General features: G+C 37.7%; 22 protein-coding genes and 3 tRNA genes. 7 read left to right on the forward strand and 18 right to left on the reverse strand.

Annotated features, from left to right (window positions below):
* The first annotated feature begins 33 nt into the window (after nucleotides 1-33).
* A complete protein-coding gene (gene hemB / locus AAGD37_RS01610) occupies nucleotides 34-1,056 on the forward strand; it encodes a porphobilinogen synthase (RefSeq protein WP_341760532.1) in 1,023 nt (340 codons plus the stop codon).
* Nucleotides 1,057-1,092: 36 nt separating this feature from the next.
* On the opposite strand, the gene AAGD37_RS01615 is transcribed toward hemB, so the two are convergent.
* From AAGD37_RS01615 to AAGD37_RS01640, 6 genes are all read right to left on the reverse strand, one after another.
* Nucleotides 1,093-1,179: transfer RNA gene (locus AAGD37_RS01615), tRNA-Leu, on the reverse strand.
* 110 nt (nucleotides 1,180-1,289) lie between these two features.
* Nucleotides 1,290-2,657 (reverse strand): trigger factor, encoded by a 1,368-nt coding sequence (tig, locus tag AAGD37_RS01620; protein WP_341760533.1) that lies wholly within the window; start codon nucleotides 2,655-2,657, stop codon nucleotides 1,290-1,292.
* Between the two features lie 157 nt (nucleotides 2,658-2,814).
* The gene (gene glnA / locus AAGD37_RS01625; protein ID WP_341760534.1) at nucleotides 2,815-4,224 is read right to left on the reverse strand and encodes a type I glutamate--ammonia ligase; all 1,410 of its coding nucleotides are present in this window, start codon (nucleotides 4,222-4,224) and stop codon (nucleotides 2,815-2,817) included.
* 48 nt (nucleotides 4,225-4,272) lie between these two features.
* Nucleotides 4,273-4,611 carry a P-II family nitrogen regulator gene (locus AAGD37_RS01630; protein ID WP_341760535.1) on the reverse strand — a complete coding sequence of 113 codons (339 nt, stop codon included), beginning with the start codon at nucleotides 4,609-4,611 and terminating at the stop codon, nucleotides 4,273-4,275.
* Between the two features lie 265 nt (nucleotides 4,612-4,876).
* Nucleotides 4,877-4,950, reverse strand: a tRNA-Gly gene (locus AAGD37_RS01635).
* A gap of 68 nt (nucleotides 4,951-5,018) precedes the next feature.
* Nucleotides 5,019-5,103, reverse strand: a tRNA-Tyr gene (locus tag AAGD37_RS01640).
* 320 nt (nucleotides 5,104-5,423) lie between these two features.
* Between AAGD37_RS01640 and AAGD37_RS01645 the strand changes: the two genes are divergently transcribed.
* Nucleotides 5,424-6,197, forward strand: coding sequence for a succinate dehydrogenase iron-sulfur subunit (locus AAGD37_RS01645; protein ID WP_341760536.1), 774 nt, complete (start codon nucleotides 5,424-5,426; stop codon nucleotides 6,195-6,197).
* On the opposite strand, the gene trmD is transcribed toward AAGD37_RS01645, so the two are convergent.
* The 9 genes from trmD to efp all read right to left on the reverse strand — a co-directional run bounded on the left by trmD (nucleotide 6,194) and on the right by efp (nucleotide 14,707).
* Complete coding sequence (gene trmD / locus AAGD37_RS01650; protein ID WP_341760643.1) at nucleotides 6,194-6,895, reverse strand: tRNA (guanosine(37)-N1)-methyltransferase TrmD; 702 nt, start codon at nucleotides 6,893-6,895, stop codon at nucleotides 6,194-6,196. The genes AAGD37_RS01645 and trmD overlap by 4 nt on opposite strands.
* Nucleotides 6,896-7,185: 290 nt before the next feature.
* Entirely contained in the window at nucleotides 7,186-7,962 is a 777-nt protein-coding gene (locus AAGD37_RS01655) for a lysophospholipid acyltransferase family protein (RefSeq protein WP_341760537.1), read from the reverse strand.
* 182 nt (nucleotides 7,963-8,144) lie between these two features.
* On the reverse strand, nucleotides 8,145-9,077 hold the full coding sequence (locus tag AAGD37_RS01660; RefSeq protein WP_341760538.1) for an ABC transporter permease: 933 nt from the start codon (nucleotides 9,075-9,077) through the stop codon (nucleotides 8,145-8,147).
* Nucleotides 9,078-9,081: 4 nt separating this feature from the next.
* On the reverse strand, nucleotides 9,082-9,777 hold the full coding sequence (locus tag AAGD37_RS01665) for a cell division ATP-binding protein FtsE (protein ID WP_341760539.1): 696 nt from the start codon (nucleotides 9,775-9,777) through the stop codon (nucleotides 9,082-9,084).
* Nucleotides 9,778-9,941: 164 nt separating this feature from the next.
* Entirely contained in the window at nucleotides 9,942-10,709 is a 768-nt protein-coding gene (locus tag AAGD37_RS01670; RefSeq protein ID WP_341760540.1) for a TIGR02186 family protein, read from the reverse strand.
* Entirely contained in the window at nucleotides 10,709-11,632 is a 924-nt protein-coding gene (locus tag AAGD37_RS01675; RefSeq protein ID WP_341760541.1) for a sulfite exporter TauE/SafE family protein, read from the reverse strand. The genes AAGD37_RS01670 and AAGD37_RS01675 overlap by 1 nt, the downstream gene beginning before the upstream one ends.
* Before the next feature lie 500 nt (nucleotides 11,633-12,132).
* The gene (gene rsmI / locus AAGD37_RS01680) at nucleotides 12,133-13,044 is read right to left on the reverse strand and encodes a 16S rRNA (cytidine(1402)-2'-O)-methyltransferase (protein WP_341760542.1); all 912 of its coding nucleotides are present in this window, start codon (nucleotides 13,042-13,044) and stop codon (nucleotides 12,133-12,135) included.
* A gap of 310 nt (nucleotides 13,045-13,354) precedes the next feature.
* Nucleotides 13,355-14,125 carry an inositol monophosphatase family protein gene (locus tag AAGD37_RS01685; RefSeq protein ID WP_341760543.1) on the reverse strand — a complete coding sequence of 257 codons (771 nt, stop codon included), beginning with the start codon at nucleotides 14,123-14,125 and terminating at the stop codon, nucleotides 13,355-13,357.
* Nucleotides 14,126-14,140: 15 nt separating this feature from the next.
* Entirely contained in the window at nucleotides 14,141-14,707 is a 567-nt protein-coding gene (gene efp, locus AAGD37_RS01690) for an elongation factor P (protein ID WP_341760544.1), read from the reverse strand.
* Between the two features lie 425 nt (nucleotides 14,708-15,132).
* Between efp and rpiA the strand changes: the two genes are divergently transcribed.
* The 3 genes from rpiA (at nucleotide 15,133) to gor (ending at nucleotide 17,831) form a co-directional block, all read left to right on the forward strand.
* On the forward strand, nucleotides 15,133-15,837 hold the full coding sequence (gene rpiA / locus AAGD37_RS01695; RefSeq protein ID WP_341760545.1) for a ribose-5-phosphate isomerase RpiA: 705 nt from the start codon (nucleotides 15,133-15,135) through the stop codon (nucleotides 15,835-15,837).
* A gap of 69 nt (nucleotides 15,838-15,906) precedes the next feature.
* Nucleotides 15,907-16,419 (forward strand): DUF2059 domain-containing protein, encoded by a 513-nt coding sequence (locus AAGD37_RS01700; RefSeq protein WP_341760546.1) that lies wholly within the window; start codon nucleotides 15,907-15,909, stop codon nucleotides 16,417-16,419.
* A gap of 2 nt (nucleotides 16,420-16,421) precedes the next feature.
* Nucleotides 16,422-17,831, forward strand: a complete 1,410-nt coding sequence (gene gor / locus AAGD37_RS01705) for a glutathione-disulfide reductase (RefSeq protein ID WP_424945453.1) — start codon at nucleotides 16,422-16,424, stop codon at nucleotides 17,829-17,831.
* Between the two features lie 30 nt (nucleotides 17,832-17,861).
* Here gor and argJ read toward each other — a convergent pair whose 3' ends face one another.
* Complete coding sequence (gene argJ / locus AAGD37_RS01710; RefSeq protein WP_341760547.1) at nucleotides 17,862-19,103, reverse strand: bifunctional glutamate N-acetyltransferase/amino-acid acetyltransferase ArgJ; 1,242 nt, start codon at nucleotides 19,101-19,103, stop codon at nucleotides 17,862-17,864.
* Nucleotides 19,104-19,132: 29 nt separating this feature from the next.
* Complete coding sequence (locus AAGD37_RS01715; RefSeq protein WP_341760548.1) at nucleotides 19,133-19,948, reverse strand: peptidylprolyl isomerase; 816 nt, start codon at nucleotides 19,946-19,948, stop codon at nucleotides 19,133-19,135.
* 436 nt (nucleotides 19,949-20,384) lie between these two features.
* Here AAGD37_RS01715 and secA point away from each other — a divergent pair, with 436 nt between their 5' ends.
* A complete protein-coding gene (gene secA, locus AAGD37_RS01720; RefSeq protein ID WP_341760549.1) occupies nucleotides 20,385-23,039 on the forward strand; it encodes a preprotein translocase subunit SecA in 2,655 nt (884 codons plus the stop codon).
* Between the two features lie 76 nt (nucleotides 23,040-23,115).
* Here the strand turns inward: secA and AAGD37_RS01725 are convergent, their stop codons facing one another.
* Entirely contained in the window at nucleotides 23,116-23,685 is a 570-nt protein-coding gene (locus AAGD37_RS01725; RefSeq protein WP_341760550.1) for a CarD family transcriptional regulator, read from the reverse strand.
* 526 nt (nucleotides 23,686-24,211) lie between these two features.
* Here AAGD37_RS01725 and ruvX point away from each other — a divergent pair.
* Nucleotides 24,212-24,694 (forward strand): Holliday junction resolvase RuvX, encoded by a 483-nt coding sequence (gene ruvX / locus AAGD37_RS01730; RefSeq protein ID WP_341760551.1) that lies wholly within the window; start codon nucleotides 24,212-24,214, stop codon nucleotides 24,692-24,694.
* Nucleotides 24,695-24,790: the final 96 nt, after the last annotated feature.

Consider the following 24,790-nt stretch of genomic DNA (forward strand, 5'->3'; position numbering starts at 1 on the left):
GAATTTTTATTATAATTGACACGATCAGAAACCATGTCCCAAACTAAGCTCCATTTCGTAAAAACCATAACGACTCACCGTAGACTTCGTCGTAATCGAATAAAGGATTGGATACGCCGCTTGATTCGCGAACATAGACTCTCTGTTGATGACCTCATTTTACCCCTTTTCATTATAGATGGTGTCGGTATAGAAGAACCCATTCCTTCAATGCCAGGGATTTCTCGATATTCAATCGACAAAGCTCTAGAAGTGGTTTACCAAGCCGCTGACCTTAACATACCTGCGGTTACCCCTTTTCCTAATATCTCTCTTGAACTTAAAGACGAAAAAGGGAGTGAAGTAACTAATCCAGATAATCTTATTTGCCGTTTTACATCAAAAGTAAAAAATCTAAACCTCAACATTGGCATCATCACTGATGCAGCCCTCGATCCATTTACCAACCACGGTCATGATGGGATCTTACGCAATGGTATCATTGTCAATGATGAAAGTGTAAAACAAATTGTAAAAGGCGCTGTTATACAGGCACAAGCTGGAGCTGATATCATCGCTCCCTCTGATATGATGGATGGCAGGATCGGAGCGATAAGGAAGGCACTGGATGCTAATGGATTTCAAAATGTAGGTATCATTTCTTATGCAGCTAAATACGCTTCGGCATTTTATGGCCCTTACCGTCAAGCGATTGGTACAGAAGGATTATTACAAGGAGATAAAAAGACTTATTATATCGATCCTGCAAATACTGAGGATGCAATGCGGGAGGCAAAACTCGATATCGAAGAAGGAGCTGATATGTTAATGGTCAAGCCTGGCATGCCATATCTGGATATTGTTTGGCGCATGAAATCAACCTTTCATATGCCTGTATCTGTTTATCAAGTATCTGGAGAATATGTGATGATTAAAAACATCACTGAAAACAGATTTATTGATGAAAATAGTGCTATGTTAGAGAGCCTCATTGCTTTCAAAAGAGCAGGAGCCGATAATATTTTCACATATTTTGCATTAAAAGCTGCTCGTCTTTTATACCAAGAGGATCGTTAAAGAAGGGAAAATCTAGATAACGGTTTTTCGACTGTGTGGTGCCCAAGAGAGGACTCGAACCTCCACGACCAAAAGGTCACTGGCACCTGAAGCCAGCACGTCTACCAGTTCCGCCACCTGGGCAATGATCTCCTCATATCGCAGTCACTAGAAAGTGTCCATTTCAATGAGAGAATCCTTAAAATGAGGTAACCGATACGATTAAAAAACACGCATTCCCATGACTTCTGTTCCTAAATTTCATAACTGACGAAATGGTCGTTCATGAATTCTTCTTTTCTAACATTCTTTTCTACTACATTAGCTTTTTTGATAATATAGTCAATGACCTTTTCCTCAAAAATAGGAGCAGTTAATATGCTCGCTGCCTCAGAATTGGATTTCAATAGATCAATAATCTTTTGTTTGGATCCAGGATATTTTTGAAGATGCTGATAAACCCCCTTATGCAACTCGGATTCAGTAACTTTTATGCCCGCCTCTTCAGCAATTTTATTAAGAATGAGTCCCAACCGAACTCGGCGGTGAGCAAGTTCCTGATAGTCTTCACGCGCTTCCTTCTCCGTAGTCCCGTCATCTTCGAAAGTCTTACCTTCTTCTTCAAGAGTGTTAACGACTTCTGTCCAGATATTTTTAAATTCTTGTTCCACCATACTCTTTGGCAGTTCAAACTGATATTCTTTATCAAGAAAATCAAGAAGTTGACGCTTAAGCTTCTGGCGAGACAATTCAACATACTGTTTCTCCATTTGCTTCTTGACTCCTTCTTTCAGTTGAGAAAGATTATCTAATCCCAACGATTTTGCCAATTGATTCCCGTTCATAAGCGGGCCAGGCGTGGCAACTTCATGAACCGTAACGTGGAAAACGGCTTCCATGCTGGCAAGATGATCAGGATGATAATCATCCGGAAAAGTAATAGAAAAGCACTTTTTATCACCCGCTTCCATGCCAATCAACTGCTCTTCAAAGCCAGGAATAAAAAAGGTGTCAGTCCCTATAAAAACATGAGCATCTTTATTCATCCCATCTTCGAAAGGATCACCATCAATCGCTCCTGTATAATCGATGGTAACACGATCTTTATAATCGGCTTTCCTTTGTTTTGTTTCATAGATGAGGTTATTTTTAGCCATATTCTCAATTTTCTCGTCAATATCCTCATCAGAAATCTTAATAACGGAGTGTTCAACTTTGAGATCACTAAAATCAGTAATCTCAAAAGAAGGTATAATCTCATATTGAATACTAAATACAAAATCTTTTTCACCAGATAGAATTTTCTCAACCTCGATTTCATCTTCTACCATGATAATTTGAGGTTTCTGAGCGGCTTTTTCAGAACGATCAGAGAGAAGTCTTTTCGTTTCTTGATCGATCGTTTTGTTGATCAAATCAGCCATAGAAGATTTACCATAAAGCTTAATCATTTGAGATCTAGGGACTCGACCAGGACGAAATCCGTTAATTTTGATTTTGTCTTTTAGATCCAGAAGTTGTGCATCACGCTTAGTCAGAAGTTCTTCTACAGGGACAGTCACTTGAATTTCACGCTTCAGTCCTTCATTTATTATTTCTCTTACTTGCATATTAATCCTCATAATTTCCAAGTATGATAAGTCTTTGTTTATCCGCGACGAGTGAGAGAGAAAAGTTATAACGATGAAGACTAACCACAGTTCACCTCCTTAGGAAGAATCAGAACAGTGCATAAGATGACTTGGCAAAAATCAGCTCAGGTAGAAACTTTTCCGCTAGCTACAATGAGTAATACATGTCGAACTCAATGGGATGCGGCATCTGTTGGTAACGACTATTCTCTTCTTCTTTCAGCTCCAGATAAGCGTCGATCTGATCATCATTGAACACATCCCCTTGCTTCAGAAAATCATTATCATTTCTTAATGCATTAATCGCTTCACGTAAGGATTCACAAACAGTTGGTATATTTTCTAATTGACGTTTTGGAAGATCATAAAGATCTTTGTCCATGGGTTCACCAGGATCGATCTTGTTTTTTATACCGTCAAGGCCAGCCATTAACATCGCAGAAAATGATAAATACGGGTTTGCCATAGGATCAGGGAAACGGATTTCAACCCGCTTCCCTTCAGATGAAGGAGAATAAGGAATACGGCATGAAGCAGAGCGATTACAGGCAGAATAGGCTAAAAGAACAGGAGCTTCATAACCTGGAACCAACCGTTTATAAGAATTAGTTGATGGATTAGTGAATGCATTCAGAGATTTTGCATGCTTAATGATACCACCGATGTAATAGAGTGCAGAATCAGATAAGCCTGCATATTGATCACCAGCAAAGAGAGGTTTACCCTCTTTCCAAACTGACTGATGCACATGCATCCCCGTACCATTGTCCCCAAAAACTGGCTTAGGCATAAATGTCGCTGATTTACCATAAGCTTTTGCCACATTATGAACTGCATACTTATAAAGCTGTACTTCATCAGCTTTAGTCGTTAATGTATTAAAGATCATTGAAAGTTCATGCTGAGCAGGGGCAACTTCATGGTGATGTTTCTCAGTTTCAATGCCCATAGAAGACATCACAGTTAACATTTCAGAACGAATATCCTGAGCACTATCAACTGGATTAACTGGAAAATAACCAGCCTTGACACGTGGTCTATGACCCATATTGCCAGCTTCATATTTTGAATCCATATTAATCGGCAGTTCAATGTCATCTAGATGAAAGCTTGTATTGTAAGGCTTCGTTGAAAAGCGAACATCATCAAAAAGAAAAAATTCTGGTTCTGGACCAAAGTAGGCTGTGTCACCAAACCCCCCTGCTTTGACGTAAGCTTCAGCACGCTTTGCTGTCATACGAGGATCACGATTGTACCCTTCACCAGAAAAGGGTTCCAAAATATCACAAAAAATAGCTATCGTGCTATGTGAATAGAATGGATCATTATAAACAGTTTTTGGATCTGGCATTAAGCTCATATCAGAATCATCTATCTCTTTCCAGCCAGCGATTGACGAACCGTCAAACATAACACCATCGGCGAATAGGTCCTCCTTCACTACATTACTATCCATCGTAACATGGTGCATTTTGCCATATGGATCCGTGAATCTCAGATCAACAAATTTAATATCATTATCCTTGATCCTTTTCAAAATATCGTTCGCAGTCAGCATCTTTGTCCTTTCTTAACTTCATGGTTTTCAAAAACTGTTTATTTCTCATTAAACAGCTTCAGAACCCGTTTCTCCTGTACGGATCCGAATGGCTTGTTCAACGTTTAATACAAAGATTTTCCCATCACCAATACGACCCGTTGCAGCTGCTTTTTGAATTGCTTCAATAGCTATATCCACTTGATCGTCGTTGACAACCACTTCAATTTTTACTTTAGGCAGAAAATCGATCATGTATTCCGCTCCACGATACAGTTCTGTATGGCCTTTCTGGCGGCCAAACCCTTTGGCTTCCAAAACAGTAATTCCTTGCAAGCCAACTTCCTGAAGAGATTCTTTGACTTCATCAAGCTTGAAGGGCTTAATAATCGATTCAATTTTTTTCACAAAACTTAGTCCTTGGTTTAAAGATCTAAACAGGAAGATCCCTTCATAGATTAAGGTAATGATAGAAAAGTTAATGTTGTTGAAAGACAATCAGAAAAACCAAAAAGAGTCACTCTAAATGTTTCACAATTATGAAATCTGATCTCCTCAAAGCCAAGAACATTCAGTGATGCCTCTTTATTAAGATGAAGGGCTCATTCTTTAGAATGAACAATATGATTCCTTAAATGAATCTAAGAGAATAATGAAATCTTAGTTTCGCAAATGGAGCGGGTGATGAGAATCGAACTCACATATTCAGCTTGGAAGGCTGCTGCTCTACCATTGAGCTACACCCGCTATTCTTAATGATAGTATGGTAAAAATAATCCTTCCTCAATACTTTCAAAGTCAATCTTTCGGTCATATGGTGGAGGAGGCTGGATTCGAACCAGCGTACGCTAAGCGAACGGATTTACAGTCCGTCTCCTTTAACCACTCGGACACTCCTCCAAGTCTCCTGAATCAAAGTATGACTAAGCCTAATTTTAGTGTCAACTAATTGCATAAGCATCTAGTACAGTCATAATAATAGCCCTAGCCCTTGTCTACATCCTAACAGGTACACAAGATATATTGATTGTACGAATTAGTGAAGAAGAATATCAGATTATGTATGATATATTCTCCTCTTGATCTGAGAGAGAAGTATAAGATTAAAAAAACTTATTCCATGGTATTGAATATCAATTATATTATTACTTTTAAGTTTGAAAAGTTATAAAAAAGATGTATAGAATATATTTTAAAGTTATTATTCTGGATTTTTTATTATGGTTGAGCTGACTCTCCCGAAACATTCCCGTGTTCAAGAGGGTAAGCTATGGAATCCAAGATCTTCTTCTGCTCATAAGTTTGAAGTTTACCGTTGGTCCCCTGATGATGATGAAAATCCGCGTATCGATAGTTATTGGGTTCAGACTGATACGTGTGGTCCAATGGTGCTAGATGGACTGATATGGATTAAATCTAATATTGATACAACTCTAACCTTTCGTCGTTCGTGTCGTGAAGGAGTTTGTGGTTCTTGTGCTATGAATATTGACGGAACGAACACACTTGCTTGCATCAAAAGCATTTCTGATATTCCCAGTTCAGTTAAAGTTTATCCTCTACCTCATATGAAGGTTATCAAAGACCTAGTGCCAGATTTGACAAATTTCTATGCTCAGCATCGCTTGATCGAGCCTTATCTAAAAACGGTAACACCCAATCCTGAAAAGGAATGGAAACAGTCTCCCCAAAATAGAGCGAAACTTGATGGTTCTTATGAATGCATACTGTGCGCTTGTTGTTCTACATCTTGCCCTTCCTATTGGTGGAACGGGAATCGCTATTGGGGTCCAGCTACTTTATTACAGGCCTATCGCTGGTTAATCGATAGTCGTGATGAACGGACAGATGAAAGACTGGATGAACTTGAAGATGCGTTCCGTCTCTATCGATGCCACACAATCATGAATTGCACCCAAACCTGCCCAAAAGGATTAAATCCTGCAAAAGCAATTGTAGAAATAAAAAAAATGATGATAAGAAGAAAGGTTTAGAGATTTCTCTTAGATTTTGATTTTATCAAATCAGGGCGTTTTTTTTGAGTAAGGTCAAATGATTTTTCTTGTCGCCATTCAGAAATTTTTTTATGATCGCCAGAAGTTAAGACCTCAGGAATCAGTAAGCCTTCCCATTCGAGTGGTCTAGTATAGTGAGGATGCTCAAGTAAATTGTTCTCAAAACTTTCGAAGTTCACAGATTGTGGATTTCCCATGACACCAGGGAGTAATCGAATAATCGCATCTAGCAAAACCTGTGCAGCAATTTCTCCACCAGACAATATATAATCACCAATTGATACTTCCTGAACAGAACGTGCTTCTATCACTCTTTGATCAATACCTGCAAAGCGTCCACAAATAAGAGTAACACCGATCCCTTTTGACAATTTTTTTACATATTTCTGATCAAGAACTCTGCCCCGAGGACTGAGTAACAACCGGGGTCTTGGATCATCTTGAGGCGATGCATAATCAATTGCCCGAGCTAAAACATCCGCCCGCAATATCATTCCAGCTCCACCACCTGCTGGCTTATCGTCAACACTTTTATGTTGATCATAGGCAAAATTACGAATTGAAACAACATCATAAGACCAGTCCCGACTAGCTAGTGCCCGACCAGAAAGAGAATAACCTAGAGTTCCTGGAAACATTTCTGGATAAAGAGTTAATATGGAAGCATGGAACCTTATAGTCATGATCATGAATGTCTCAAATGTTCTTTTTCAATCTTAAAAGATAATTTATTTGACTAAACTAGAATAAAAGGTCTCTAGTATCTAAGGATTATCATCCGAAGTCTGAACCATAGGATTGAAAACCTCACAACACAAACCAACAAAAATCGACTTCACTGGGATAAGCTAATCAGTGTACATCCCTTTCCCTTCATCCCTTCAGATCGAATTGGCGTCTTCTTAAAGGGTGTTGAAGAGACATCACAAGATGCTTTTTATCTTTCATTAACATGTTCCTTAACATTCTATTGAACAGAATCAATTTTTTCCTGTACCTTCTCCGAAATCGGAGGATTCAGATCGTCCTGAGACGCCTTTAGGTATAAAATATCACAAGCATTTTCTATGCGTTTTTCTAGTTCTTCTAAAAATTCTTCTTCTGTTAGGCCTGGCATTATAGGTTTTAGAAACCAGGTCCTTATTATTCCTGGATGACGGAGAAATTTCCGTCTTGGCCAGTAGAGCCCAGAATTAAGCGCGACGGGAACAACCGGACAGCCAAGCTCAAGATACAATTTTGTTATGCCATGACGGTAATGAGGAACATCACCAGGTGATTTACGTGTTCCTTCAGGAAAGATAACAATTTGACGATTAGTCGCTATTTTTTCTTTAGCATGAGTTATCATCGTTCTTAATGATGATAACTTCTTATTACGATAGATTGGTATTTGATGAACCTTTTTAACATACCATCCAAAGAGTGGAATCTTCATAAGGTCCGATTTTAAAACAAAGGCCGCATCTGGCAAAAGAGCATAAAGGGCATAACATTCCCAGATTGATTGATGTTTAGAGGCAATAATACAGCTACCATCCGGTATGTTTTCTATCTCTAGAACCTCAAAATATGCCCCAACGATAGTCCTGTGGAGCCAATGTGCTGAATTTGCCCATCGTCGAGAAACCTTGACGGCCGATTTATGGCTAAGAAAAAAATAGTACGGAGTTTGAAAAACCATTTGCAGGACAAGGTTAAGATACCAAGCGATATTAAAAATAAGGGAACGAAGAAATAGCAATCGATGATGTCTCTAATACTAATCGAACAAAATAACTCCTATTTAACTCTCCTATAGGCTTGAGCACAATAATATTCTTAGGGGAGTATAGGTCAAATCTCGAACTTCTGCTTTTATGGTTAAGCTCTCCTTCAAGTTGATCATCAAAAGTATCAGTTTTTCTCAACAGATCCTCAAAACTTTTAACGGCCATATCTATTCTTTTTGATTGGTCTTAAATTTATATCCTTAATCACAGTGAGGCGTGATGTCATCGATGTTAATAGAACAATGACAACAATTAGCATCAACTCGCTCATGCATCTTATTAAATCAAGATTGAAAAGGTCCCCAAAATTCCAAAAATTATAGAAGATCTGAATAGCAACATCAGAAAAGAACAGATTGAGCGTTATAGGAAGAATTGAAGCTAGAATCGAACCCAATATTGCCCCTTTGAACCCCAAGAACAGAAATCTTCTCTGAAAGAGGTTCGCAACATAAGCAGGCTCTGCTCCAACAAAACACAAGGCTTGAATGACTTTTTGATTTCTAATCATAGATGCTTGTGTTGCAAATGTTGTCGTTAACACTGTTGCTAAAAATATTAATATAAAAATAACGGATCCAGTTAACACTGTGATTTTTTTCGTAGAATCCAACCGATCGATCCATACTTTGTGACTCTTCAAAGAAGCCCCTGGGACATCTAAAATAAGCTTTTTCTTCATCTCTTTTAGATTCAGAATAGAACTTTCTGATATAGTCAGTGCAATTAATCTAGGAATAGGAACGTTATCAAAACTCAAATCTTCACCTAACCATCGTTTCAGTAAATTTTTTGATGTTTTATCTTCAATGATTCTAGCTGATTGAATCCCTGGAACACTGGTTGCAATTGCTTGTGCTTGTTTAAGTGCCATATGCATATCAACACCATCTATCGGTTTGATTTGTATGGTCATTTCCCTCGTCATGCTTGATTTCCATGATTGTGCACTATCATTAACGAAGATAAGAGCAGTAAGAGTTAAGCTTGCTAGAAAAGTCATTATCGCAATTGTGATCATGAGCAATAAATGGCCAATTGATTCCTTCGGTACAATTGGGTTTAGTTTGTATTCTTGAAGCAACATATCTTCATTTTATTTTACTTAAGTGTTGAATTAATTCATAAACACACAAACGTTTCTGATTGAGAATAAGGCATCTGGCTTTATATTCTCTATATTGATCCATGAGATCCCAATCATGAGTTGCAATAACAATTGATGTTCCTCTCCGATTGAGCTCAGTAAATAAATGTAACAAACGTCTGTTAAATGAAGGATCAAGACTTCTCTTTAGTTCATCTAAAAGAAGTATTTCTGGTTGGTGGATCAGCGCACGGGCAATGATAGCTCTTTGATGTTCATCACCAGATAAGATTTTAGGATAAGAATCAATGCGTTCTGACAGACCAATCCATTTCAGCAAATCGATGAGATTATCGCGATAACTCATTTCCTTATATCCGCGAACTCGTAGGGGGAGCCCTGCATTTTCATATAATGTAAGATGCGGCAAAAGGTAAAAATCTTGAAAAACAACACCCATACGACGCCTAAAATAGGATAACTCCTTTGGGTTAAGGGATGTAGAATCCTTTCCAAACACAGTTATTGTGCCACGGGTTAGAGGTAGAGAAAGAAAAATTAAGCGTAACAAGCTTGTTTTACCTGCTCCAGATGGCCCAATTAAAAATTGAAAGGAGCCTGGCTTAATTTTAAAATTGAGGTCTGCAAGTATTTCTTCCTCTAAGTTGTAGCGCAGACTAACATTGTTAAACTCGATCATGTCATTTCAAGTCTTCAACTCTATTCTATCTTCTCTTGAATTTTTCGATTTCATTTTAATTTTAGTCTATAGCATTATGGATCACTATCCTTGATAAATGATCTTATATATCAGTAAAATAGCGTTCAAAAAAACCACGATTTTATTTTAAATGGTCTTTAATATCAATCTTTACGAAAAACTATGCTCGCCAACCAACCTGTTGTTATCGCGACACCAATGCACAATATTCCATAAAGCCAGCTGTTTTGATGAGCTAAATCGTAAATAACTTGTTCGAACCCTATTTTTTTTACATGCAAAAATGTTGAACGACTTGTTACCAATTCACCGTTCCGAAAAAGATAGGCTTTCGCTCGATGAAAGCCCATAGGAACAGTTTTAGGAAGGATGAGTTTTGCTCGAAAAAAACTAGGACTTAAAAAGTCCACGCTACCAATATTCTCTAGATAAAGATTTTGACGTGCCTTCAACCTTATAAGAGATTCCTTAAATTCAAGTACATTTTCCTTAGATTCATGATTTTTTTCTTTCTGAAAACTCAGTTTTTTAAATCCTATCTGCAAACTTTTCATTTCCTCAGCACTAATAGCTAGTTCCAACGGTCTTGTTGTTGCGACTGAATAAGAGGCAGGAACTTGGGTAAATATTTGAGAATCTCCATTAATCCAAATACCACCTTTTTTTTGTTTTCGTCGGACTACGATTGTTTCAATCGGACCAACCAAAGCCACAATGACATCGTAGCCTTTGTTGTTGAGTAAATACAAATTACCATTTTCAATTAATCCAAAAACGGAAATTGTGGTACCTGAAAAACTCGATGTAATAGATATTGATTCGCTCGAAAGACCAATTTGAACATCTTCAATAGCATGAGCATTTTGTTGTACAATAAAAGATATAAGCATTATTGATATTAACTGCAACATCAATGAGTGCCTACTAATCCAATCGAGAATAATTCAACAGGTTTAGCAACAAAATCCCAACCAAATCGGACACAAACGATCAAGATAATTATGCCCAATAGGGCACGCAAGTGCTCACCCTTCAGGTTTTGCCCTATCTGAGCGCCAAGCTGAGCACCAAAAACACCACCAACCATCAAGAAGAATGATAAAACGATATCTACAGTCTGATTCATTCCTGATTGAGCAATTGTCGTAAACATTGTAACAAACATGATTTGAAGTAAAGATGTTCCAATCACAACATTGGTCGGAATCCGCAATAAGTATATCATCGCAGGAACCATAATAAATCCACCTCCCACTCCCATGATAGAAGCTAAAATCCCGACGAAAATTCCTAAAATCAAAATTGGTATTAGACTTAGAGATAGCTGTGATCGCTGAAAATGAATTTTCAAGGGAAGAGTACTAATCTGACTTTTTTCGAGAAATCTTGAGTTAGGAATATCATTATCTTTGTCGTGTTTACGTATAGCATTGAAACTTTCAACAGTCATTAAACTGCCAATCGTGCCAAGAAATAAAAAGTACAACATCGAGATTATTAAATCTAATTGCCCAGCAGATCGCAGTGATGAGAAGATCATCACACCAAACGCTGAGCCAATAATACCTCCAACAAACAGAATAAAACCTAGTTTCACATCGACCAAACCACGCCGATAATGCACAAGGGCACCAGAAAAAGAAGAGGCAATAATCTGATTAGATTCAGTAGCGACGGCGACCGCGGGCGGAATTTGATAAAAAATAAGCAGGGGAGTCATCAAAAATCCACCGCCAATACCAAATAGACCTGAGAGAAACCCAACAATTGCTCCCATCTCCAAGAGTACAAATATGTTAACTGATCTTTCAGCGATGGGAAGATATATGCTCACGTTACAACAACAGATTAATGAATTGTATTACTTATTGATATTCACTTCCTTCTAGAGTCGCTTACAATATCACTCTGTCAAATTTCATTTATTGTCTGAAGTAATCCAAAAGGTGATCCCCATTTTTCTAGAAAAAGGAGTTCACAACTATTTCGAGTCTCAAGACAGAAAGACAGAAGGAAAAGATGTCACAATCAACAGCATAATCCTAGATTGTTGAAATGTTAAACAATAAAAGAAAAAATTGTCTTTCAAGAGCACGTTCTGAAGATGAATTTGGATACGATGAGTCAAATGGCTTTTTTTGCTGGGCATGGGCCTCTCGGTTAGGATTGTACTTATCACCTGATCCAATATTCTAGATCCAGGCAATCGGTATGAAATTTGAGAATTCAGCATTGTATATTATAAAAGCTTATGGATTGTGCACGTATGATCATCTATGATCTATGACTAGTATGTTTAGAGATTCAAGATCCTTTACTATAAACCTGAAAACCTCACTTAACCGTTTTTACAGTCATCGCTATAGCGTAGAGTTCTGATCGGTTCAGTCCAGTTTTTCGAGCAATGTCACTAGCAGCTTGGCTTGGTTTCATTATTTTTAAGGACTCTCTTATCAAAGACTCGATGTCTATGTTTTTTTTATCATTGCTTTCTTTGGTCATGAGTCTTTTATAACCCTCAACGAGGATTATAATTTCGCCTCGAATCCTTTCCATATCGTCAAATTCTTGAATCAATTTTGAAAGTGATCCCCGATGGAAGGTTTCATGCACCTTTGTCAATTCACGAGCTACAACTGCTGTGCGTCGTCCCCCCATGATTTGAGAAAGCCTTTCTAATGTTTTTACAAGTCTTTTGGGGCTTTCAAAAAAGATCAGTGTATCCGGTTCATTGACTAGACTTGTTAACTTGATCATCATCTTTGATTTTTTATTAGGTAGAAATCCAAGAAAACGAAACGATCGGTTTTCTAGGCCACTAGCAATTAAGGCCGCTATCGGTGAGGCCGCGCCAGGAATCGGAATCACCTTCAGGTTAGCACTGATTGCTTCATTCACTAGTCGATTTCCAGGATCGCTGATAAGCGGTGTTCCAGCATCACTAATTAGGGCTACCGAATGACCTTCAAGGATATGACGAATAAGATGAGGACCACGGATATGAGCATTGTGTTCATTATATGATATTTTGGGTCGGTTTATTCCATAATAATTCAGTAAGATTCCACTGGTACGGGTATCTTCGCAGGCAATAACAGTAGACCCTGCCAATGTTTCTAGTGCTCTTAAACTGATATCATCCATATTACCAATAGGCGTTGAAACGATGTAGAGTCCAACTTTGAGATGAGGAACAACATATGTATTTGCTCTTATTGTATATTGAAAACTTCTTTTAAGATCCATGGTCAATATTATTATCTTGAGGAAATTAGTATAGTCTATTTGAGAGCTAACTGTATAGATAACTAGAATAAGCCATAATGTTAATTATGATTTTGATCTTTTTTGACATCAAATCTACTTTAAGCAGAATCCATAATGCTTTTCTGATAGGAAGCCTTAGTTCCTGAAGTGAAGGGGTTGACAAATCTGATTGTTGTTCATTGTACCTCGCCCTCTTCCCCAGGAGAGCCAGTTTAAGAAACTTAAAAACGACACCACTTCAATCAAGTATGAAGATCATTGTATTCCTTTAGAGGGGGCTGATATCATCTCAACCTTTATTGACGATATTAACTAGTTGTGCATGGATATATTCGTTTCCTGCAACTAATCTTCCTGACTTATAAATTGATTCATTGGAAGTTGGTGCAGTCACGAATCCTCCAGCTTCGCGAACCATTAGCATCCCGGCAGCAATCTCCCAAGCATTCAAGTTATTTTCCCAATATCCATCGAAGCGCCCTGCAGCAAGCCATGCTAAATTAAGAGTTGATGAACCTGTTGCACGTATACCGGAAACTTGTGCCATTAATACTTTTTGCTGGCTTAAAGAAGTGGAAGGGTGATTAGGGATATCAATCACAATCAGACTCGTATCTAAATTATTACGCGCACCAACACGTATTCGACGGTCATTCATATATGCACCAGTTCCCTTTTCAGCTGTAAATAGTTCTTCCGTAATCGGATTGTAGATGACTCCGGCTATCAATTGGCCTTGACGTTCTAGAGCAATTGATACTGAAAAAAGGGGTACAGAATGGAGAAAATTCATCGTCCCATTTAGTGGATCTACGATCCAACGGTCATTGGACTGAGTCGTTGATTTGTTTTTTTCCATTAAAAAGGAATAGTCTGGACGTGCCTTGTTTAACACATTACGGAGGATTTTAGCAGCTTTCAGATCAGCTTGTAAGGCAAAAAAACTAGGACCTTTTACAGAAATCTGAAGATTTTCGACTTCATTAAAATCATGAATAAGGGAACGACCAGCTTTTGAAGCTGCCTGTACCATGACATTTATTAAGGCCGAGCGGGCCATATCGTAATCTCCAGATCAACCTTCTGTGCGACGAATATAGGTAATATTGTTAATATCTACAACAATCTTCTCTCCGACCTGGACAAAGGGAGGCACCATAATTTTAAACCCATTATCTATGACTGCAGGTTTATAGGATGAAGAGATTGTTTGTCCTTTGATCACCGGTTCGGTTTCAATAACTCTAAGGGTTACATAATCCGGAAACCTCATACCTATTGGTTTTTTTTCATAAAACTCAACGGTCACCTGTATGCCATCTTGTAAGAAAGCTGAACGTTCTCCAATGAATTCTTGTTTTAATTCCAAATGTTCATAGGTTTGAAGATCCATAAACACAAATACATTTTCTTTTTCGTACAGATACTGGAAATCAGTTTGCTCAAGTCTAATCTTCTTAACGGTCTCTGATGCGCGGAAGCGTTCATTTAATTTGGTACCATCAATCAAGTTTTTTAATTCAACTTGATTGAAAGCACCGCCTTTACCTGGTTTTACTGCATTGGTCTTCATAACAACCCAAAGACGGTTTTTGTGATCAACGACGTTTCCGGTTTTAATTTCATTACCATTAACTCTCATGGAACTGGAAACCTCTTCCATATTAGTTTAACTTAAGATTCTACATTTCCAATCATCATACTTTTCTCTTTTATTCAAGATCATTAGGTAATTGTTCACGCACATCTCTCTAAAGTCAAAATTAAAGTTTTCTAGAATATCTACTTCAACATGAAAGGAGAGAAAATAAAGTGATTTCTGAAATAGGAGTAAATTCTCGTTTCTCGATAAAAACACTTCGCATGGTAAAGGAGCATATAAGAAATGATTCTATCTTCGCTAAAAACAATCAAGGAAGATAATTGCTAATACTAATTCTAATTCTAATTACGCTGATCCGTCTCTATCAACATTGAATAAATAATCACTAATAACAATAGTTACTTGAAGACTATGATCAAGGGATCAAGGGAGATGAATCGTTACAGTATTTCCATGAGCATTTGATGTTTGATACAAAAAAAATACGCGCGGGCGAAGCTGCTCTTAGATTTATAGAATCTGGAATGCGAGTTGGTATTGGTTCTGGATCGACTGCAGAAGCTTTTATTCATGTTCTGAATAAAAAAATAGCCAAAGGATTCCAAATTATTGGCGTTCCAACCTCTTTAAGAACCCAAAAACTATGTCAAGTATTAAATATTCCGATAACAGATCTTGATAAAATTCCTGAACTAGATGTGACGATTGACGGTGCAGATGAAATTGATCCAGCACTCAATTTAATAAAAGGGGGAGGGGGCGCTCTTTTACGTGAGAAAATTGTTGCCTATGCTTCCCGTACAATGATTGTGATTGCAGATGAGACAAAAATGGTTGATAAACTCGGTCGATTTCCTTTACCAATAGAGGTAAATCTATTTGGATTAAAGGCAACCCAGATAGCGATAAAGAAGTTAGCTGATTGTTTAGGGTTATCAGCAAAATATACATTAAGAAAAAATTCTGATTCTACTGTTTTTATTACAGATAGTGGACATAATATTATTGATGTATCATTTTCTAATATCTCTGATTTCAAGACATTGACTGAACAATTACCTCAAATACCGGGTGTTGTGGAGCATGGACTGTTCATCGGAATAGCGAGTAGGGCTATTGTCGCCACAAATAGTGGGATAGATATCATTAAACCGAATTCAAGTTTATAGAAGGACAGAAAGTATACAAGTTAATCTTGTTGCTTTACGATCATTGTTAACTAATGGAGATAGAAATTAATGATTTTAGTAATTGAGCCAATTACGATAATTATAACAATTCTTGTATCCTATTTCATTGGAGGGATTGCAGTCGCTCAACCCCCTTTTCCTGAGCATCTTTCTTCTGCTAGGCAAACTTTGTCTTTAACTCAAGCAACGCGCGGATTTGATAATATTCTCCCGCAAGCTTCATTTATTTTGAAGAATGAACTGACAGCAAATTATCCTGATAAAGCTGATAAAATTTCGAACATCGTTGATGAAGAGACGATTGAGATCGCGGTTCGGCGCGGTAATCTTGAACAGGAAGCGGCTCGGATCTTCGCGAGTTCCTTTACGATTGAAGAATTAGAGTTGATTAACGCTTTTTTTTCTTCAGGAATTGGACAAAAGTATCTTAGAAAAACGCCAATTATTATCAGCAGATTAAAAAAAGCTAGCAAAATTTGGGCTTCAGGAGTTCAGCAGGATCTGATTACAAATGTCCGAAACCGTATGCGTGATCATGATAATAGAATGGAGGGATACTAGTTTTGAACTATGATTATGATCTCTTCGTAATTGGCGGCGGTTCTGGTGGAGTTAGGGCCGCCCGTAAAACATCTCATTTGGGACAACGTGTCGGTATTGCAGAAGAACATCGATATGGTGGAACTTGTGTTATCCGTGGCTGCGTTCCTAAAAAACTTTATTTATATGCTGCGAGATTTTCTGAATCTTTCCAAGATTCCGAGGGTTTTGGATGGAAACTGAGTAATTGGTCCTTTGACTGGTCTAAACTTGTTATGAATAAAGAACATGAGATTACACGACTCGAAAGATTGTATAGAGAAGGACTCCAATCTAGTGGAGTTGAAGTGTTTGATTCTCGTGCTGAGCTGAAAGGTCCACATGAAATCTGGATTCAATCACTTGATCAAATAGTCACTGCTGAGCGTATAGTTATCGCCGTCGGAGGAAAGCCAAATTGTAATAAAGACTTAGTAGGGTATGAATATGCTATTACCTCAGATGAAGTTTTTGATTTAGAAAAGTTACCAAAAACCATTATTATTAATGGTGCCGGATATATTGCGATTGAACTGGCTTCAATATTCAAGGGATTGGGTGTAGATACAACTATTCTTTATCACGGGATCACCATTTTACGCGGATTCGACGATGATTTGCGGTTCACACTACAAAAAGAATATGAAAAGCGAGGAATCAAGGTTATAACCGAACAGTCTTTGACTCGGATCGAAAGTTGTCATTCTTCTTTTCAGAGTACCGGTCCCTGGAGGGTCCATCTTTCAGGTGGGGATATTATTCAAGCTGATGTAGTAATGATGGCAATTGGTCGTATTCCTAATACTGATAGTTTAGGTCTTGAAGGAGTAGGGGTTAAAACGGATAATCAGGGCTATATTCAGGTCAACGAATATTCTAGAACGAATATTCGAAATATATGGGCTTTGGGTGATGTGACTAACCGTGTACCGCTAACTTCGGTTGCTATACATGAAGCTATGTGTTTTATTGCCACAGAATATATGAATTCTCCTCAGAAACCTGATTATGACATGATTGCAAGAGTTGTTTTTTCTCATCCAGAAATAGGAACAATTGGGTTGACTGAAATGGAAGCAGCAAAGAATTTTGATAGTGTCAATGTATTTAAAACGTGCTTTCGAACGATGAAAAGTACCCTCAGTGGACGTGATAGCAAAATGCTCATGAAACTTATTGTTGATGGTGATTCAGATAAGATCGTGGGAGCTCATATTCTTGGACCTAATGCTGGTGAAATAGTACAAATGCTTGCTATCTCTATGAAAATGGGAGTGACCAAGTCTCATTTAGACCGAACAATGGCAGTTCATCCAACCGCTGGAGAGGAGCTGGTTACTATGTATGAACCAACTTACCGGATAAAATTTGGTAAACGTCTTCATAAAAACTGAATCATGAAACATCGATAAAGAGTCCAATCACTAGCTACGGTAATTGCTGTTAATCTGAATATATTCTTGTGTGAAATCACATGTCCAGACCGTGGACTTTCCATTGCCAATCCCTAAATCAACCGTGAGCCTAATATACTCTTCCTTCATAACTGTACCAGCAGCCTCTTCACTATAGTCTGGATGACGTGCCCCATTAAGAGTCACTTGTATATCACCAAACCAAATATTAAGGCGATCACGCTCAACGAACTCGCCAGACTTTCCGACAGCCATAACAACGCGCCCCCAATTGGCATCCTCTCCAGCAATTGCTGTCTTGACCAGCGGTGAATTGGCAATCGTTTTTGCAATTTTCTTAGCGGATAAACTACTTTTGGCTCCCCTTACATGAACTTCAACATGCTTGGTTGCTCCCTCGCCATCTCGCACAATTTGCATTGCGAGATCATGTAAAACAGAATGAAGCATCATTTGAAAAATAGAAAGGCGAGAATCTGATAAATCTTTAATACAAGAATGATTTCTTTTTTCGATCGAAAAGAGCATCAAGGTATCGCTCGTAGAAGTATCGCCATCGACAGTCACTGCATTAAAAGTTTTATGTGTTAGGTCTTGAAGTAATTTTTGCAAAACGCTAGAGGTAACAGGAAGATCAGTTACTATAAAAGCAAGCATAGTCGCCATATTTGGCTCAATCATGCCAGACCCTTTAGCAATTCCGTTTATATAAACAGGTATATGATCAATATCAAAGAAAATAGACGCGAGCTTTGGATAGGTATCCGTTGTCATGATCGTTTTAGATGCACTATACCAGTTGTCTTCAATAGCCTGTTTTTCTAGAATTTTTAAATATTCAGGAAAACTAGAAGTATCTAGAGGTTCGCCAATCACTCCAGTTGATGCTAAATAAACCTCAGACGGAGAGCAATTACAGACTTCTGCGGCAGCAGATGCGGTTGATAAAACGGACTCGTTGCCTTTCCTTCCTGTAAAAGCATTGGCATTACCAGAATTAATAACTAATGCTTTAGCCTTTGGGTTGATACTCCCCGCTAAGTGAAATCGACACCAAGTCACTGGGGCTGATGGACAACGGGATTTCGTAAAGACACCTGCTACATTAGCTGGTTTATCAAAGACCATCAACATCAGATCATGACGGCCTGAATATTTAATTCCCGCTTCCATCGTCGCAATTCTCACGCCTTTAATAGGTGGAAGCACAGGATAAGATACAGGGGCAAGAGGGGAGGGTGAGCGGTTCATAATGAATAGCAGTAATTCAAATGACTCAGTTAACCTTGATTGAAAGTCAAAAGTTTGAGGGTTTCATCAAGAACTTGAACCTTGTAAGCCTCTCGAGATTCTCTAACAATTTTCTTATAAGCTTCCGCTAAAAGCAATTGACGCAATTTGTCTTTGGACTCCTCAAAAGTTGGTGGAGCCACATCCCTTAATTCCTCAACTTTGATTATATGATATCCAAACTGAGATTTCACAGGTGATTTTGTAAATTCTCCTGGCTTTAATGAAAATGCGGCCCTTTCAAATTCAGGAACCATATGACCTTTACCAAAAAAACCGAGATCTCCACCCTTAGAACCGGTTGATCCTATAGACTTCGCCTTTGCTAGCTCAAAAAAATCCTTACCTTCTTCTAATTCTTTGATGATCGCACGAGCTTGATCTTTAGTTTTGACAAGTATGTGACGAGCATTGATTTCTTGTTTCGGTTTTATCATGAGCCGTTCTCTTTGATATCTTATTTTGATATCTTCATCATTGACCATAGTTTGAATATGCCGATTGAAGAAACTATTATGCAATATTCTTTTTTTCAGAAAATCGATCTTTATCTTGATTGTTTCATCGTTTAATAAATTCTGTTCTTCCGCTCGCTTAGCTAAAACATTTATATCGATAAGTCTGTCTAGAACACGTGCTAATCTTTCTTTTTCAGGAAAAAAAGAGAATTGTTGTTCCATATCCTGGGTGGCTTGTTCTAACTGAGACAGTGTTATATAAGTCTCTCCAACCTTTGCTACTAATTTATCCTCTTGAGTTGAAGGGGAGGCCCATACCTGTGAAAATAAGATTATCTTAAGGCCCATAGTAAACATAAAAATTCTAAGAATTGAAGTTGATAAGGATTTCATATGACTTTATAGAATAAATTTGTTAAGAGTTAATAATGAATGCTTGATTGAAACATTTTATTATTAAGACATGATCTTTTATATCTTAATACTATAGTCTTCTTTTTGATTTTTTTATTTTCGTTGACAAGGTTTCATCTTCCTTTTATCCGTTTAAAGACTTGACGTTTACTGTAAACCGTTGGTTTGAACCCCGTGAACCGTTAGTTTGATAAGAATACTAGAATAGAATATAACTGATAACCAGTAAAATTCTATGATTTTTATATAATCAAGACTTGTTCAAAATTTTTATATGTCTACGCCATGAATAAGAAATTCTGTGGCCATTTTTAGGCAAAGAAACCTACTATAACAACATTCCTAATCTCCAACAAGGTGATATTTCATCATGGCTCTTCTTCGTCGTATTACAAGCAGATTTTTTCGATCACGAAATGATCGAAAAATCAAAAAGTATCAACCTTATCTTCATTCAATCAATGCTTTAGAAGCTGAAATCGAGATAATTTCCGATGATGAACTTAAAGCAAAAACCGATCAATTCCGAACCGATATCAAATTAGGAAAATCTGTTGATGACCTCCTCATTCCAGCTTTTGCAGTTGTTCGTGAGGCGTCTAAACGAGCGCTTGGTATGAGACATTTTGATGTTCAGCTTATAGGTGGCATGATTCTTCATGAAGGTAATATTTCTGAGATGAGGACAGGGGAAGGAAAAACTCTTGTTGCTACACTACCTGTTTATCTAAATGCCCTTTCTGGAAAAGGGGTTCATGTTGTGACAGTGAACGATTATCTCGCTAAACGAGATTCAGAATGGATGAAAAAGGTCTATTCTTTTCTTGGAATGACAACTGGTGTCATTATCAACGAATTAGATGATGATGAACGAAAAAAAGCTTATAACTGTGATATAACCTATGGAACTAACAATGAGTTTGGTTTTGATTATCTCCGCGACAACATGAAATTTGATATCGAATCAATGGTACAGAGGGGTCATCACTATGCAATTATCGATGAGGTTGATTCCATTTTAATTGATGAAGCTAGGACTCCGCTTATTATTTCTGGCCCAGTTGATGATAAATCAGATCTTTACACTACAATAGATCAGTTTATACCGAGGTTGGATTGCGAAGACTACATAATTGATGAAAAAGAGCGTTCTGTGATTTTTACCGAAGATGGTAGCGAAAAGATTGAAAAGATGCTTGGAGACGCTGGACTGTTAAATGAAAACTCGCTTTACGACATAGACAATATTGCAATTGTTCACCACGTTAACAACGCCTTAAAAGCACACACAATCTTTGCACGCGATAAAGATTATATCGTAAGAAATAATGAAGTCGTTATTATTGACGAATTTACTGGTCGTATGACGCCTGGAAGGCGCTACTCAGATGGCCAACACCAAGCACTAGAGGCCAAGGAAAAAGTCAATATTCAACCCGAGAATAAAACACTCGCATCAGTAACTTTCCAAAACTACTTCCGGATGTATAATAAGCTTGCTGGTATGACCGGTACAGCTATGACAGAATCAGATGAATTTTTTGATATTTATAAATTAAATGTTGTTGAAGTTCCAACCAATAAGCCAGTAGCACGTATTGATAATGATGATCAAATATATATCACTTCGAAAGAGAAGCACCGTGCTATAATCAAGATTGTGAAACAGTGTCAAGAACGCGGGCAACCGGTCCTTGTTGGAACGACATCGATTGAGAAATCCGAGCGCCTTTCGGATCTGATGGAAACGGCTGGTGTTAAAAATCTAAAAGTTCTGAATGCTCTTTATCATGAGCAAGAGGCTTATATTATTGGTCAAGCTGGTATTCCTGGTGCTGTAACGATTGCAACTAATATGGCAGGTCGTGGGACTGATATTCAGTTAGGCGGCAATCTCGATATGCGAATCGAACGAGAATTAGAAAGTCAGTCAAAAAAAGGAGATGAAAAGTTTAGAAGAAAGATAACAGAAGAAGTTAGTAGTCTCAAAGAAAAAGCAATATCAGCAGGGGGGTTATTTGTTCTTGCAACAGAACGCCACGAAAGTCGACGGATTGATAATCAATTGCGGGGTCGTTCAGGACGCCAGGGTGATCCTGGTAATTCAATTTTTTTCTTATCTTTAGAAGATGATTTGATGCGCATTTTTGGATCCCATCGCATGGATTCAATGTTGATTAAGCTTGGTTTAAAAGAGGATGAGGCAATTACTCATCCTTGGATTAGCAAGGCATTAGAAAAGGCTCAACAGAAGGTTGAAACACATAACCTTGATACACGTAAAAACTTGTTGAAATTTGATGATGTTATGAATGAGCAGCGAAAGGTGATTTTTGAACAGCGTATTGATATAATGAGCTCAGATAATCTTTCAGAATACATCAAGGATATGCGTGAAGATACTATTGAAGAACTGATCAATTCTGCTGTACCTGAAAAAAGTTATTCAGATCAGTGGTCTATTGAGAAACTCAAAGACAGTGTACAGCATTATTTAAATCTGGATTTACCTATAAAGGACTGGGCAAATGAAGACGGAATCGACGAACAGAGAATATTAGAACGAATTATCAATGCTGCCAATGAGATTAATAAGAAACGGTATCAGATGGTTGGCAAGGAAATTCTGGCTCATATAGAAAAGTCAGTATTGTTACAAACACTAGATGATTTATGGCGCGAGCATCTTGAAAACCTTGAACATCTGAGATTCGTTATAGGGCTTAGAGGATACGGTCAACGGGATCCCCTGAATGAATATAAGTCTGAAGCGTTTCAATTATTTAATTCCTTGCTTTCTGATCTTCGTCGAATTGTCACATCCAAGATGATGAATCTTGAAATGTTTCAAAAAACGACAATAAAAGATGTATATCGTAAAGCAATCATCACAAACAAAAAGAGACAAGAGACCGAAAAATACAAAATGAATGATTCAAAAGATTGGCACTCTGTTGGACGGAATCAACCATGCCCTTGCGGGACAGGCTTGAAATATAAGCACTGCCATGGAAAGATTAAATAACTCTCGTGAAAAAAAAGTAGACACCAATAGTATTGAAGCGACACATTACCAGTAAGATGAGTTATACAGCTCAGTTCTAAGCGGCCACTTCCTTTCGTCCGTTATCTTCTTCATCTTCCGGGCCTCGGGGAGGAGATCCTTTAGACAAATTACATTCGATGAGGTTGGTTGCTTCCTGTTCAGATATCTTCTGCACAGCAGCTACTTCACGAGACATCCTCTCTAGGGCAGATTCATAAAGCTGCCGTTCAGAATAAGATTGCTCCGGCTGATTTTCTGATCGAAACAAATCACGTACAACTTCAGCAATCTGAATGATATCTCCTGAATTAATCTTCGTATCATATTCTTGAGCACGTCGACTCCACATCGCCCTCTTGATACGTGCGCGTGCCTGTACAATCTTCAAGGATTCTTCAACAATTGATGCTTCTGATAATTTACGCATACCAACAGATTCAATTTTCGAAGTAGGAACGCGCAATTTCATTTTGTCTTTTGCAAAATCAATTAGAAACACTTCAAGAGAAAAACCGGCTATCTCTTGATACTCAATATCGATAATTTGGCCTACTCCGTGAGCCGGATAAACAATAAACTCACCGGTTTTAAAACCTTGACGCTGAATTAACCTTTTCGCTGCCACTTTTTTGCTCCTTAATAATAGCACAATCTTAAAGATGACGCAGGCTTCTACATAACTATGAGGTAAAAGACCTTATTCAAGCTATCGGAGAATCGATCTAAGAGGACTGTTTCATTTCAGAGAATTCTGTTCAGAATCACTCTTCTCCAAAATGAAATCCTAAAACGGGATGGTATCCGTCAATAACAGAGCCATAGTCATAAAAACGGCATTATCAACAATGATTAACAAAATATGATAAGAACATTTCTTTTATTGAGGAATACTCTTTAGATCAATGTCAAAGATTCCGAAATTTAAGTGCTATTATATAAGTATAGGAAAAATTAAAGAATTTCAATGTTTTTATAGTAGATGATCTTAATCATCATAATGCGATGACCTTTAGATAATTTAGGAAGGAATGTTATCGTGGTGAGATCTGATTAAGATTATGCCATCAGTTTTCATCTTTCTATTTTATAGAGACGAATGATATATTTGATCTCAAGCTAATCGCGTTAATCTCATTCATTGATAATAGTTGATGACCGTTTTTGATATTCTGAATGTTGAACTTTTTTCTGCTACTCTTCAAGAACGTGGCCGATTGCTAGGTCTTGATTTAGGAAGGAAGAGTATTGGAATCGCAATTAGCGATAGTAACTGGAAAATTGCGTCCCCCTTGTTGCGAATTAAAAGAAGGAAATTTCGTCAAGATGTTCAACAACTAATAGGATTGATAGAAACTGAAAACATCCAAGGCTTAGTTCTTGGATGGCCTCTTAATATGAATGGATCTGAAGGGCCAAGAACTCAATCGACCTATGCATTTGAACGGAATCTCAAAAATTTCGTCCATCTACCGACGTTATTTTGGGATGAGCGTTTATCGAGCCTTTCAGCTGATAAGGCAATGCTAGAGGGAAATCTTTCACGAATAAAAAGAGCACATAAGATAGATAAAATTGCTGCATCTATAATTTTGCAAAGTGCCATAAACTGCCTATCAGCGATTCAAAAATCTTGATCGATAAGTTCACATTTTTCGGGATAGACAATTGGTTGAAAATCAATTCTCTCCTTTGCTTGTTGAATTCAATTATTCCGATAATCAATGCAGAAA

The sequence above is a fragment of the Candidatus Endowatersipora endosymbiont of Watersipora subatra genome, assembly GCF_964026585.1.
GTDB lineage: Bacteria > Pseudomonadota > Alphaproteobacteria > Rhizobiales > Rhizobiaceae > Pseudahrensia.

Coding starts and splice junctions, on each gene's coding strand:
- tig (WP_341760533.1), bottom strand. CDS start 2,657: ATGAGGATTAATATGCAAGTAAGAGAAATAATAAATGAAGGACTGAAG.
- AAGD37_RS01645 (WP_341760536.1), top strand. CDS start 5,424: ATGGTTGAGCTGACTCTCCCGAAACATTCCCGTGTTCAAGAGGGTAAG.
- AAGD37_RS01685 (WP_341760543.1), bottom strand. CDS start 14,125: ATGGCCCGCTCGGCCTTAATAAATGTCATGGTACAGGCAGCTTCAAAA.
- secA (WP_341760549.1), top strand. CDS start 20,385: ATGGCTCTTCTTCGTCGTATTACAAGCAGATTTTTTCGATCACGAAAT.
- AAGD37_RS01715 (WP_341760548.1), bottom strand. CDS start 19,948: ATGGGCCTTAAGATAATCTTATTTTCACAGGTATGGGCCTCCCCTTCA.
- AAGD37_RS01665 (WP_341760539.1), bottom strand. CDS start 9,777: ATGATCGAGTTTAACAATGTTAGTCTGCGCTACAACTTAGAGGAAGAA.
- rpiA (WP_341760545.1), top strand. CDS start 15,133: ATGTTTGATACAAAAAAAATACGCGCGGGCGAAGCTGCTCTTAGATTT.
- AAGD37_RS01660 (WP_341760538.1), bottom strand. CDS start 9,077: ATGTTGCTTCAAGAATACAAACTAAACCCAATTGTACCGAAGGAATCA.
- AAGD37_RS01670 (WP_341760540.1), bottom strand. CDS start 10,709: ATGTTGCAGTTAATATCAATAATGCTTATATCTTTTATTGTACAACAA.
- rsmI (WP_341760542.1), bottom strand. CDS start 13,044: ATGGATCTTAAAAGAAGTTTTCAATATACAATAAGAGCAAATACATAT.
- efp (WP_341760544.1), bottom strand. CDS start 14,707: ATGAGAGTTAATGGTAATGAAATTAAAACCGGAAACGTCGTTGATCAC.
- glnA (WP_341760534.1), bottom strand. CDS start 4,224: ATGCTGACTGCGAACGATATTTTGAAAAGGATCAAGGATAATGATATT.
- ruvX (WP_341760551.1), top strand. CDS start 24,212: ATGACCGTTTTTGATATTCTGAATGTTGAACTTTTTTCTGCTACTCTT.
- hemB (WP_341760532.1), top strand. CDS start 34: ATGTCCCAAACTAAGCTCCATTTCGTAAAAACCATAACGACTCACCGT.
- AAGD37_RS01700 (WP_341760546.1), top strand. CDS start 15,907: ATGATTTTAGTAATTGAGCCAATTACGATAATTATAACAATTCTTGTA.
- argJ (WP_341760547.1), bottom strand. CDS start 19,103: ATGAACCGCTCACCCTCCCCTCTTGCCCCTGTATCTTATCCTGTGCTT.